This is a genomic window from Blautia sp. HCP3S3_G3 (genome assembly GCF_052063365.1).
Taxonomy (GTDB): Bacteria; Bacillota; Clostridia; order Lachnospirales; family Lachnospiraceae; genus Blautia_A.
Window position 1 is genome coordinate 333,051 of record NZ_JBQHXR010000002.1, and the last position, 12,910, is coordinate 345,960.

Annotated in this window: 8 protein-coding genes and 1 tRNA gene; 1 reads left to right on the plus strand and 8 read right to left on the minus strand. The window is 37.5% G+C overall.

Features of this window, described 5'->3' with window-relative positions; translation table 11 throughout:
* Positions 1-16: 16 nt before the first annotated feature.
* The 3 genes from rnr to eno form a co-directional block, all read right to left on the minus strand.
* On the minus strand, positions 17-2,344 hold the full coding sequence (gene rnr, locus ACTNEW_RS05230; protein ID WP_441058681.1) for a ribonuclease R: 2,328 nt from the start codon (positions 2,342-2,344) through the stop codon (positions 17-19).
* A gap of 192 nt (positions 2,345-2,536) precedes the next feature.
* Complete coding sequence (secG, locus tag ACTNEW_RS05235) at positions 2,537-2,773, minus strand: preprotein translocase subunit SecG (protein WP_441058683.1); 237 nt, start codon at positions 2,771-2,773, stop codon at positions 2,537-2,539.
* A 169-nt stretch (positions 2,774-2,942) separates the two neighbouring features.
* Entirely contained in the window at positions 2,943-4,310 is a 1,368-nt protein-coding gene (gene eno, locus ACTNEW_RS05240) for a phosphopyruvate hydratase (protein ID WP_441058685.1), read from the minus strand.
* Between the two features lie 778 nt (positions 4,311-5,088).
* On the opposite strand from eno, the gene ACTNEW_RS05245 reads away from it, so the two are divergent.
* The gene (locus ACTNEW_RS05245) at positions 5,089-5,916 is read left to right on the plus strand and encodes a delta-lactam-biosynthetic de-N-acetylase (RefSeq protein WP_441058687.1); all 828 of its coding nucleotides are present in this window, start codon (positions 5,089-5,091) and stop codon (positions 5,914-5,916) included.
* A gap of 140 nt (positions 5,917-6,056) precedes the next feature.
* On the opposite strand, the gene ACTNEW_RS05250 is transcribed toward ACTNEW_RS05245, so the two are convergent.
* From ACTNEW_RS05250 to ACTNEW_RS05270, 5 genes are all read right to left on the minus strand, one after another.
* The gene (locus tag ACTNEW_RS05250; protein ID WP_441058689.1) at positions 6,057-7,280 is read right to left on the minus strand and encodes a Coenzyme F420 hydrogenase/dehydrogenase, beta subunit C-terminal domain; all 1,224 of its coding nucleotides are present in this window, start codon (positions 7,278-7,280) and stop codon (positions 6,057-6,059) included.
* Positions 7,281-7,316: 36 nt separating this feature from the next.
* On the minus strand, positions 7,317-7,715 hold the full coding sequence (gene tagD, locus ACTNEW_RS05255) for a glycerol-3-phosphate cytidylyltransferase (RefSeq protein ID WP_441058691.1): 399 nt from the start codon (positions 7,713-7,715) through the stop codon (positions 7,317-7,319).
* Between the two features lie 12 nt (positions 7,716-7,727).
* A complete protein-coding gene (locus tag ACTNEW_RS05260; protein WP_441058693.1) occupies positions 7,728-10,016 on the minus strand; it encodes a polysaccharide pyruvyl transferase family protein in 2,289 nt (762 codons plus the stop codon).
* Between the two features lies 1 nt (position 10,017).
* Positions 10,018-12,420 carry a CDP-glycerol glycerophosphotransferase family protein gene (locus ACTNEW_RS05265; RefSeq protein ID WP_441058695.1) on the minus strand — a complete coding sequence of 801 codons (2,403 nt, stop codon included), beginning with the start codon at positions 12,418-12,420 and terminating at the stop codon, positions 10,018-10,020.
* Positions 12,421-12,651: 231 nt separating this feature from the next.
* Positions 12,652-12,722 (minus strand) — tRNA-Trp (locus ACTNEW_RS05270).
* Between the last annotated feature and the right edge of the window lie 188 nt (positions 12,723-12,910).

Genomic DNA, 12,910 nt, shown 5'->3' on the forward strand with positions numbered 1-12,910 from the left:
CCTCCCTCGCTTCCCTTTATGCATTTTCGTCTGCAATGACAAAATCAATGGTTTTCATCATTGGATCCGCGTCCTCCACGCGCACCCTGATCTTCTGACCCAGACGGTAAAACTTTCCGGTCATATCTCCACGCAGTTCGTAGGTATCCTGGTCAAATGTGTAATAATCATCCCGAAGCGTATTGACATGCACCAGTCCTTCCACCGTATTGGGAAGTTCCACATAAAATCCCCATCCAGTAACTCCGGAAATAATTCCTTCAAACTCTTCTCCCAGATGATACGACATATATTCCGCCTTTTTCAGTTTGTCGGATTCCCGCTCTGCATCATCAGCCCTGCGTTCACAGACACTGGACTGACGGGCAACTTCATCAAGAATTTCCCGGTAATGCTCCGTCTTTCCTTCTCTCTCCAGACGTCCCCTCAGATTGTCCCGAATAATTCTGTGAATCTGAAGATCCGGATACCGACGGATCGGAGAAGTAAAATGACAGTAATATTTTGCTGCAAGTCCAAAATGCCCGCTGCACTCTGTCGTATATTTTGCCTGTTTCATGGTACGCAGGGCAAGCCGGCTGATCAGAGGTTCATTCGGCAGACCTTCAATGCTTTCCAGAATAGTCTGAATCTCCTTTGGAGAAATCTCTTCATGAGCTTTCTGTACCTGAATTCCCTGATTCCGGATCAGAGTCAGCAGGCTTTCCACTTTGTCCGGATCAGGATTTTCATGCGTTCTGTAAACAAACGGATACTCTCCCCGGCAGTACTCTCTGGCAACCGTCTCATTGGCAAGCAGCATAAAATCTTCAATAATTCTGGTGGCCACATTTGCCTCATAAGGCTTTACGTCTATAGCCCGTCCCGCCTCATTTAAAATAATCTTGCTTTCCGGAAAATCAAAATCAATGGATCCTCTGTTGTGCCGGCTGCTGCGCAAAAGCGCCGACAGTTCTTTCATCAGGAAAAACATGGGAACCAAAGCTGCATACCTCTCTTTTGCAGCAGGATCTGTATCTTCCAGAATATTTTTCACATCAGTATAACTCATTCGCTCATCTACACAGATCACGGTTTCTGCAATTTTATGAGATACCACATTCCCCTTCTCATCAATATCCATAAGACAGCTCAGAGTCAGGCGGTCCTGCCCCTGATTCAGAGAACAGATTCCGTTGGACAGCCGCTCAGGAAGCATGGGAATCACACGGTCAGCCAGATATACACTGGTTCCGCGCCTGAGTGCTTCCCTGTCAAGCGCACTGCCTCCCTGTACATAATTGCTCACATCTGCTATATGAACACCAAGATGATAAATCCCATTCTCTTTTGTCAGAGAAATCGCATCATCCAGGTCTTTTGCATCTTCTCCGTCAATGGTAACAATCTGAAGCTGACGCAAATCCAGTCTTCCGTCAAAATCCGCCTCCAGCACATGATCCGGCACACGCATAGCCTGATTCAGCACACGTTCCGGAAATTCTGCAGGGATATTATAGCTCTTGACGATTGCCAGAATATCGGTTCCCGGAGTACGGCAATTCCCCAGATTTTCTTTTACTTTTCCTTCCGGACTTTTATTTTTGGAACCGTAATCCGTAATCGTTACAACGACTTTATCACCGTTTTTGACACCTTTGGAATCTTTTTTCGGAATAAAAACATCTTTGGAAAATTTGGGATTGTCCGAAATCACAAATCCATAATCCCGATTGGACTGATAGGTTCCCACGACCTCCGGCATACCACGCTCCAGCACCTTAACAATCACACCTTCCCGGCGTTTTCCTTCTTTTGCTTCTCCATGGATTTTTACCCTTACACGGTCCTGATGAACGGCTGTTCCTGTATCTTCTTCCGGAACAAAAATGTCTTCCTCTTCGCCTTCTATTTCCACAAATCCGAATCCTTTGGGATGCCCGACAAAAATACCTTCTTTGACAGTCCCCTCCGAATAATCATATTCTCTGTCTGTCCTGTATGCTTTGTCTGACCCGTTCCGTTCTTCTTTCTTCGATGAATAACGATGTTTCCTGTGATCATCGGAACGTCCGGCATGTTTTGTGTTGTTCTCAGAATATCCGGCATGTTTTCCATGTTTTGCGCCGTCTTCAGAATTTCTTGCATGTTTTCCCTTAATGATACTATATCGTCCCTTGGAATCCACCTTCACTTTCTGTTCTTCTGCCAGACATTCCAGAACTTCATATAAATCCTTTTTTTCCAGTTTCTCCAGTCTCAGAAGGGAGGCAATTTCGCGAAGCCTCATCGGTTTATATAAAGGATCTCCCAAAAGTTCCAGAAGAAATTTTTTTCTTTTTTCAAAAGTCTTATCTCTTTTCACTTCGTCTCCTTATGTCTCCTTAATTTCAGGCAACGCAGAAAAATCTAACAATCCCATATGCTATTATTTATTCTCGTTGTGCCTGCATAGTAAAAAACACTCTTGTGTTCATACAAGAGTGTTTCCCTTACCGTTGATAATTATTATCCCGCTGCAGTTCTGATTTCCTCCGATTTCCATACTTCCCATAAATCAGAAATTCAGATTCAACACAGCTGCCAGCACAAAAAACAGCACCGCCATGATAGTAGTAGCCTTCACCAGACCGCCTTCCATGGAACGTCCTTTATTCTTGCCCCAGTAGGAATCAGCAGCACCGGAAATAGCACCAAGCCCCTGATGTTTGCCCTCCTGCATCAGAACAACTGCTGTAAGAGCCACACAATCTATAGCAAAAATAACTGTTAAAATAATTCTCAGAATCTCCACTGACGTTACACCTCCTAATCAACTGGAGATTATTGTAACATAGCAAACGCCGGATTTCAACTGTTTTTCAGCATTTCTGAACTCACTTTTTACATTTAAAAACTTTTGATCCATAAAGAATGTAACGTATGCCCTCCTGAACTTATTTCAGGAGGAGCATTTTAGTTTATCATTTGTCAGTCTTCCTGTTTTTCTTTCCTTGCAATTCGCCATCCTCCCTAATAAAGGGATTCTGATATACCGACAATGCTCCCAGTTTCTCGTGGATCCGAAGCAGCTGATTATACTTTGCATTTCTGTCAGAGCGGCACGGTGCTCCTGTTTTAATCTGTCCGGCACCTACGGCAACTGCAAGATCTGCAATAAATGAATCTTCTGTCTCCCCGGAACGATGAGAAATCACGGTAGAATATCCACCTCTGTGAGCCATTTCCACAGCATCCAATGCTTCACTGAGTGTCCCGATCTGATTTACTTTTATCAAAATGGCATTTCCAACCCCAAGAGTGATTCCGCATCTCAACCGCTTGATATTGGTTACAAAAAGATCATCTCCAACAAGCTGGACTCTCCCGCCAAGACGTTCCGTAAGAAGCTTCCAGCCTTCCCAGTCATCTTCCTGAAGTCCATCTTCAATCGAAACAATTGGAAATTCATCGATCAATTTTTCGTAATATTCCACCATTTCACGGGAATCCCGCAGAATTTCCCTGCCTTTCATTTCACTCTCCCCGGGAAAATAATAAACATCCCTGTCTTCCTCATAAAGCTCACTCGCTGCTGCATCAATCGCAATTCCCACATCTCTGCCAGGTTCATATCCTGCGCGATTTACAGCCTCCATCATAAGATTCAAAACATCACGGGCTTCGGCCAGATCCGGAGCGAAGCCGCCTTCGTCACCCACACTGGTGGAAAGTTTCTTTTCTTTCAAAATAATTTTCAGAAACTGATAAATCTCTGCACACATACGGATTCCTTCCGGAAAAGTTGCAGCACCAACAGGCATAATCATAAATTCCTGTAAATCCACGGTGTTATCCGCATGTTTTCCCCCATTCAGGATATTCATCATCGGAACCGGCATTCGGCATGTATGACAGCCTCCAAGATACTGGTAAAGAGGAATTCGAAGCGCCATAGCAGCTGCCCTTGCCACAGCCATGGAAACTCCAAGGGTCGCATTTGCTCCCACACTGCTCTTATTCTCTGTTCCGTCAGCCTCGATCAGTAACATATCAATATTCATCTGATTTAAAGCATTCTCTCCCAGGATTGCTTCTGCAAGTTTTGTATTTACATTATATACTGCTTTTTCCACACTTAATCCCACATAGTTTCCTTTATCACCGTCCCGAAGTTCTACTGCTTCAAACTTTCCCGTAGATGCACCGGAGGGAACTATTGCTCTTGCTGTATATCCATCGATTCCTACCACGCCTTCCCCAACAGTCACTTCTACTTCCACTGTGGGATTGCCTCTGGAATCCAATACTTGTCTTGCGTGCACTTTTCGAACAGGCAGATAACGAAGCATATTCTAACCTCCTAATACTTGATAAAAATTCTGAAATTCGAGTCCATTTATTTTTGAACCCTGATATTACATTTCCCCTAAATTATTTTCTTTATTCCTTTTTTATCTTATTTCTATTTTGTTTTATTTCTATTTTATCTTATTTTCTATTTTACAAATTCTTCATTATTTTCAGACAATTAATATTATTCATTTTATTTTCACTGTTTATATGTGATTAATTTTTATTTTTTTAAATTTTATAGTTGACAAACGATATATTATCTGTTATCATATATTCATAAAACAAAAGGAACTAAAAATTAATAAAAAGGAGCGTGGAGCCACCGAAAACATAAGTAAACATTCATAATTTTAAGAAAGGAAGGTACAGACCACCAGAAGCATAAAGATTTAATTTATAAACTATAACAGGAGGTACGGACCACCAAGAACGTAAATCATTTGTTTTCCTGAATTGTTTTATAAAATTCCAAAATAAACATAAAGAGGTACGGTCCAATGAAATCTTAATTTTTCATTCAAACAAAATCAAAAAAGGAAGGTACACTCCAATGAAATCTTAACTTTTCACCCATAACAAAATAAAAAAGGAAGGTATGGACCAATGAAGTCTTAAGTAATCCATCATAATTTGACGAAAGGAAGGTAAAATCCATTGGACAATGAACATTAAAAAGAGCCATCAGAAAATCAGATCTGTTGGCTCTTATTTTTTGTATTTCATATTTTCTATTTTTCTTCCATAAAATTAAATAAAATCTTATTTGGAGTCTATATGAACTTTCAAAAAAGATACATATCCTTTCTCAAAACCCCCGCAATCCTTGTAAGTGCTTTTCTTCTCGGCTCCATTATTGGCAAACTTTCTTTTCACATGAATAATGCAGACACAGTTTTGGAAACGTCTGCTGAATCTTCCGGCTGGGGACTTAGTTTTCAGGAAAAAGGGAAACGTCCATCCGGCAACGCTTCAATAGAAGACTTGAAAAAATACAACGCTTACTATGCAGCAGATACGGAAGAAAAAGTAATTTACCTCACATTTGACTGTGGATATGAAAACGGATACACTCCGGCAATTCTGGATGCATTAAAAAAGCATCAGGTTTCTGCAACATTTTTTGTTGTGGGGAATTTCGTCACTGACCAGCCGGAACTGATCAAACGCATGACGGAAGAAGGTCACACCGTAGGAAATCATACTTTTTCTCATCCTGATATGTCCCGAATTTCTTCGAAAGAAGCCTTTTCCAAAGAACTTCAACAGGTGGAAGAAGCTTATCAGTCCATTACAGGAAAACCCATGACCAGGTTTTATCGTCCTCCTCAAGGAATTTACAATACTTCAAATCTTCAGATGGCTCAGGAAATGGGATATTACACTTTTTTCTGGAGTCTTGCTTATGTTGACTGGTATCAGGATCAACAACCTACACATGAAGAAGCATTTGAAAAGCTTATCGGACGTATTCACCCCGGCGCCATTGTCCTTCTTCACAACACATCCCAAACCAATGCAGAAATATTAGATGATCTTTTGACAAAATGGGAGGAAATGGGATATTCTTTCAGTACTTTAACAGAATTAGTTCATTTTTCATAAGCCGTTTCTGATCTTATTTTCTGAATAGCCCCATTTTCATTATTACCAAAATTACCGCAGCCCTCTGTATACTTTCGTACTACTCAGAGCTGCGGCAGTTTTACATTACAAATTTCAAATACACCTTTCTGTTATTATCATCAAAAAAACCTTTTCTTTACATTCTTCAATAATGCTTTTAATTTCAAATAATACTTATTTCTTTTTATAATGCCAAAAAAAGTCTGATTTTCTGCTTTTTTGGATATCTCCTGTGCTTTTGTTCCAACCTCGTAATCACAGTATTTTTTTATAACAAAATCAAATCCAAACTGCTGATAATCTTCCCAAAATTCTTCATAATTATCCGGCCGTTTTGTCGGACGTTTCATATTTGTATGTCTAAAAGGATATCCCGTACAATCAATTATTTCCATATCTTTCTCTGCTTTTTCCCATATATCATATCCTTTTTGAGTATTCACCATCACCAGAGATACACCTTTATTATCTGCGTTAAAGCCTGGAACAGCATCTTCATGGCCCCAAAAATCTGCTATGGTAATATCACCCGGACGATTTTTATTGGCATAAATGCATCGAAAACAGGATGGTCTTGTCGCCACATCCAAATAAAAAAGTTTTGAATAAAGCCTGGACGAAATCCGTTTCTCATTTACCCAGACAGTTTCACGATGCGCTTTCCACCCATAATGAACCTTATCCCGAAAATCAACAGACGTGATAATTCCACCGTTCTCCTGTTCCCTCATTTTCAAAAAATCTTCCCATATTTTGGGCGATGGAACACCATGGCAAACAATATCCACAGTCAGCAGCTGATCATATTCTTTTCCAAGATATGTATGCAATGCTCCTACCTGACATCCCGTACCTGAAAATAAAACACTTTTCCCAGCTGCCAGATCTTTCTTTATTTGACAAAAAACATCTCCCAAATCACTTTGTACATACTTCGAGCCCCGAAACTCATTTCTCTGTTCCTGCGTTTCTGCTCTCTTATGTATCACTCTGAATAATCTATCTTCCGAATCATAGCCAGCACCATAAACCACACCACCAGACATTAAAATCTGATCTGACACAGCTGTAAAGGCACCACCGGAACGGCTCTTCATCATAGTACCCATCTCTTTATGTCTTGCAGCATAACTACGGGCAGGCTCAAATTCCTTTCGCTTTTTATACCCATTCTGAAAAGAACATTTTTTGAGACACAATCCACAATCAATACATTTCTGACTGTCTATCATTGGATAGAGAAAACCACACTCATCCATTTGCATCGTAATCGCAGATTGGGGACAGATCTGTTCACACACTCTGCATCCACAACAATGTTCCTTATCCTTGAACAATTCCATTTCTCTTCTCCTCTCAATTATGTTCTCTCTGCAGCACTAAATATTTTTATTTAAATCTTTCTTTATCTGAGTTGTAGAAATCTCAGGAGTCCTGGAAAGATAAACAACTTCACACCCCTCGTCTTTCAAAAAATCAAACTTTCCAGCCCAATCATCACCAATTACAAACGTATCCACATGATATTCATGCACATCTGTCCGTTTTTGTTCCCAGTTCTCTTCCGGAATTACCAAATCCACATATCGGATAGCCTCCAAAAGCTGTTTCCGTTCTTCATAAGAAAAATAACACTTCTTCTGTTTTTCATTCCAGTTAAATTCATCTGTAGACAAGGCTACAATGAGATAATCTCCCTGCTGTTTGGCACGGCGCAATAAATTTATATGTCCATAATGCAATAAATCAAAAGTACCATATGTGATAACACGTTTCATTATTATTCCCTCCTAAATTCCTTTAATACCACCTTTTTTTGTCCTGTTAAACGTTAATAACAAGTCATCTACCGGTTTCTCATCAATATTATTCAAAATTCTCATTCTAATTCCAGGCATTGGCATCATATGCTTACTATTATTCTCATAAGCTTCCTCATAAGTATTTTCTCGAAGTACCAATTCAGTTTTCCATGTTTCAAAAAACTTTTCTCCCTTTGCAGTGTTTATTTTTATTACCGATACACCTCTATTATTTCCAAAGTTCATATTTTGAGTATCAGTTCCCAGATAGTTTCCTACTGTTATATCTGCTACACCACATTCTTTTCCAACAAACTCACAATTATAACACATTGGTCTCTGGATATATCCCTTTTTTACAGCATAACTAAAGTTGTTTTTTTCAGCACGTTCCACATCAATGCTACCAGATTCATATTCCGTTACAACAAATGGATGGTCAGCACCTTTAAATTTATTATGAAATTCAAATTTGATGATTTTAGATTTATAACTGTTTTGCAAAAAATCACAATACTTTCGGAATACTTTCGGAGAACCTCCCCCATTACAAATATTATCTACTGTAATGAGGTTTTCGTACTCTTTTCCAAGAAATCTCTTTAATCCAGCAATTTGACAGGGAGTTCCGGTAAATAAAACTTTTTTACCATCCTGAAGCAATTTTCTGGCTTTTTTCTTGATATCATTACAATCTGCAAAGACATACTTAGCTCCTCTGAACTTCGCACATTCTTCATCGTTTATTCCAAGATCATAAACGACGTTCATTGAATCATCATAACCTACTCCCACCACAACGCCGTTGTCTCTCAGAATACTGTGATACATAGCAGTAAAAACACCACCACTAGTACTTACATTCTGTACATTCTCGTCTTTATTATAGGATGTATAAACAACCGGGTATCCTGGTTTTGATAAATTAAAAACGTCATTATTATGATAAATACAAACTTCTCGGCATTTTCCACAATGAATACAGCAATTTTCCCTAACTACAGGATATAAAAAACCTTCTGAATCTTCTTTCATATAAATTGCATCGGCAGGACAGATATCCTTACATGCACTGCAGCCATAACACCGAAATTTATCATTACACTCAAAATATATCCTGTCATCTTTTTTCTTTACACACGACAATGCATCTGTTAAAAACTTCCGGGCCTCAAGTCCCATCTTCTCTTTCCTGACATCTACCGCAGCATAATCGATATTCAAAAAATCTATTTTCTTAGGAAAGTTCTTTCGATTATCTATCAAATGTTCTGAAATACCAAGTTCTTCCAGAAGATTTTTCATACGATCCGGATGCAGATAATGAGGAACTGTTATAAAGTTTTTATGAAAAATGATTGCAAACACCGTACAATGAAAAGAATTTGTAACAATATACTCTGCACCAGAAATAATTCCAAGAAACTCCTCTATGCCGCCTGTAAAATGCCCCTTTTCATTCGCAAAAATTTTCTTTTTCCAATTATGCACGACTGGTATTCCCAAACGACGCTGTAATTCTTCAGCCACACCATATAAGGCATCATCATATCTCTTCAAATGTACATTGTGAACATAAATGTATTTTCCCGAGAATCTGGATTTTTTCGCTATTTTTTCAAAATCCTCTTTCTGCAAAAGAAATGTTGGATCAGAAACAACTCTTACTTCCTTTTCCGTATGATTCATAACTTGTTCTTTTGCCTTTTTCTCACGAACAGAAATAGCATCAAAATCTCTTAAATATCTGTCAAAAATCATTTGATATTCTTCTGGAATTTTATCTGTTCCGATACTTGCAGCATACGAAATACGCAGCGCATCCCTATTTGCAAACTGTAAGAAATATGCCGGACTGATGTCTTTCATCATTGTCCCGTTCCAAATCTGATCACTGCCGGCAATCAATGCATCATATTGAAGGTTTGCTGCCATAAGTTCATCATAAGAAAGAAACTCTCTTGTAACAGGTAGCTCTTTATTTATAAATCGTTCAAATTTTGTATACTTTTCTCTTTTTCCTGGATTTTTCCAACAGTGATACACACATCGTAACTGATACAAAGAATGATTCACAAATTTATTCACAATATCTATGTTACATACATGCTTATTACTTTTATATGTTAAACGATATAAATTATCAATCACCGGCAAACGGAGATTAATAATCTCTGCTTCGTGCCCCTGCTGCCGCAGATATTTCTGCAAAGACCATGCCTGAAGAACTGCACCATAATTATGAGCACTGTGAAAGGTTATAATTCCAATTTTCATGTCAAGATTCTCCTTCAAACATTTCCTCAAACTGCTGAACTGCATTCCTGTTGTATTTTTCATAATCAACATGCATTGGCTTTACTTCTCCTCTGTCAAACGCCTTCATTCCCTGATAAATCCCCTCAATATCCGGCGTTACTAAATATCCTCCATGCTCTTTCATAAAACCACTTGGACCCACGATATCTGTAGAGATAACCGGAATTCCCAAAGTATCTGCTTCCAGTAAAACAAGTCCAAGTCCCTCATAAAGTGAAGAGAGAATAAATAAATCACATTGTTTCAAAATTGGCATGGGATTCTCAAGAGATTTGATAATAATAATCTGATTTCGTGACGAAAGCATTTCAGCCTCAGCAACTGTCTTTTCATAAAGTTTCCCATATCCACCAATAATAATAAGATAACTATCAGGATTATCATTGTAATATTTATCAAATGCTTCCATTAACATACGATGTCCTTTTTCCTCTGAAAAACGGCCAATCGTAATAAATTTTCTAGACTTACTATCAAGAATTACTTTTAAAGTATTAACCCCCACATTACTCTCTGTCTCTTCTTGAAAACAAATATCCTGCAGTGCTCTTGTTTTTACAAGCTGATAATCATGACAATTGTTTACAATATCAATATTTTTTTCATTCTTTCCTAATTCCAATGTAGATGCTACAATATCCTGTGTAACAGGAACCACTTTATCATAGTCATGATAAGCTCTCCTTAAGCTTAACTCATGCTGATTACCTTTAGATTTAATTTCTCGAACCATATCATTATGAACAAAAATGATCTTTTTACAGAATGCCTGTCCAAACATATTTATAATATCTTTTTCATATCCGGCGTAATGTATTACATGACTAAATGAACAATGTCCAAAATTACTCTGATAATACCGTTTATAATACCGATCCAATTTATTTTTAATCCATGAATTTGAATAATTTTTTGAATAATACAATACTGAAGCAATCATTTCTCCCACGGTTTTCTGCTGATTTGAAGAAATCGGAATGAACCCCAGAGTCTTTGGAATACGACCAACTCGTTCCGGAAATTTACGCAAAGATGCCGATTGAAACGTTACATAATAATTCCTTTTTTCAAGATCAATGTTAGCAAGAAGATTTAATAATGCAGTAGTAAGCCCATTTTTTGCAAGATTTCCACTATAAATCAGGACATTATCTCTTCCATTATCTGATACTTGTATTTCTTCGTAAATCTTCTCACCCATTATGATATGCCGACATAATTTCTCAGCAGTACCTTTCTCATCAAAGGTACAATACTTTGCAAGAAACTCTCTGTCATCATATTCTTTCGGACTTCTCATTTCACGCAAAAGATCCTCGACTCTGCGTACCTGAGGAAACGGAAAAGTATCCATAGATACATAAACCCCACGCTCATCCATATACACTTCCCGATCATAAACAAATAAAATAATCTTATTACCGGAATTTGCATAATCGAACATTACACTAGAGTAATCTGTAACCATGCAGTCACATATATTTAAAATGTCATATGGCTCATATCCTTTTGGAAACGGCTTTATATGTTTATAAATTGAATAATCAATTGTATTATTAATAAAAGGATGAAGCCTTACAAAAAAAATCTCATCATCACTCAGCATCTTGTCAAGAAGAACAAAAAAGTATTCAACTTGATTTGTATTCTTCTCTGAATCAATTTGTTTTAATACGCCACGCCAAGTTGGCATATAACTATAAAGCCGCTTATCCTGTAATCCTAGTTTTTTTCGTATATCTTTGCTTCTGTTTTTATCAAAAAAAACAGAATTTCTGGGATATCCGGAACACAAAATCTTTCCCTGATATAAATTATTCAGAAAGTATGCGGAAGTCATAATATCTTTCATATAATTGCTTGGATAAAGAAGATAATCAGCAATCAAATGGCTTTTTTGAACATTTCCCATATCAAAAGCCCTGTTGCCTACATCTCGTCCCATCATCTTTAATGGAGTTCCATGCCAGGTATTTGTAATTATCTGTCCTTCTTTTTTAGTATACCACAGCGCAAATGAAGTATCTGTAAATAAGTACTTAGCCATTGCTATCACTTGCGAATATCTCAAACCACCTTCTTTAATAATCTTGACACCATGAATCTCATATTGCTGCAACATATCTTTAATCTCTGTTTTTTTATCCTTATTGCAAGATATAAAAATACAAAAACTACGATAAGACGGATTATGTGATAATTCTTCAGCAATGCGTAAAAGATTGCTGCCAAGATCTTTTCCGTTTTTTGAGTCGATAAGTATCCACTTCTCTTTTAAATATGGTTTATTAAAAAATATAATATACCATGTCATCATAAATAGTGATTGCATTTTTCTAATGTATTTTTTAATTTTTTTCATCCCAGTTCTTTCACCTCGTAAAATAGCATTATCATATTTCATTTCCTTTTCATAACATTTATTAATGTTTAATTATATCATAATTCCCCTTCAAAATAAACCATTTCAAATCCCATTCCTTACGCAAATTAATATATACTTGGCAACATAAAAATTGGCAATTCCCAAAATCACTTTTAATTCATTTTTTCCAAAAAAAAAGTCTCAGAAATCTAAATTTCCAAGACTAAACAGGGGATGAGAGAATCGAACTCCCACCAAAGGTTTTGGAGACCCCTATCATACCATTTGACCAATCCCCTTTATGATATAAAGAAATATAAAGAAATATGAAGAAATAAAAACAATTATTTCCAATCACATTTTAGAAGATTCGCACCTTCAAAACTACATACATGTCTGACATTTCCCTGAAAATCTCTTAACCTTGCTTTTGGACAAGCCCTCGACCGATTAGTAGCAGTCAGCTCCATACGTTACCGTACTTCCA

Excerpts from the sequence above, each read along its gene's own strand:
- ACTNEW_RS05265 (WP_441058695.1), bottom strand. The coding sequence starts at position 12,420 with ATGAAAAAAATTAAAAAATACATTAGAAAAATGCAATCACTATTTATG.
- ACTNEW_RS05260 (WP_441058693.1), bottom strand. The coding sequence starts at position 10,016 with ATGAAAATTGGAATTATAACCTTTCACAGTGCTCATAATTATGGTGCA.
- ACTNEW_RS05245 (WP_441058687.1), top strand. The coding sequence starts at position 5,089 with ATGAACTTTCAAAAAAGATACATATCCTTTCTCAAAACCCCCGCAATC.
- tagD (WP_441058691.1), bottom strand. The coding sequence starts at position 7,715 with ATGAAACGTGTTATCACATATGGTACTTTTGATTTATTGCATTATGGA.
- ACTNEW_RS05250 (WP_441058689.1), bottom strand. The coding sequence starts at position 7,280 with ATGGAATTGTTCAAGGATAAGGAACATTGTTGTGGATGCAGAGTGTGT.
- eno (WP_441058685.1), bottom strand. The coding sequence starts at position 4,310 with ATGCTTCGTTATCTGCCTGTTCGAAAAGTGCACGCAAGACAAGTATTG.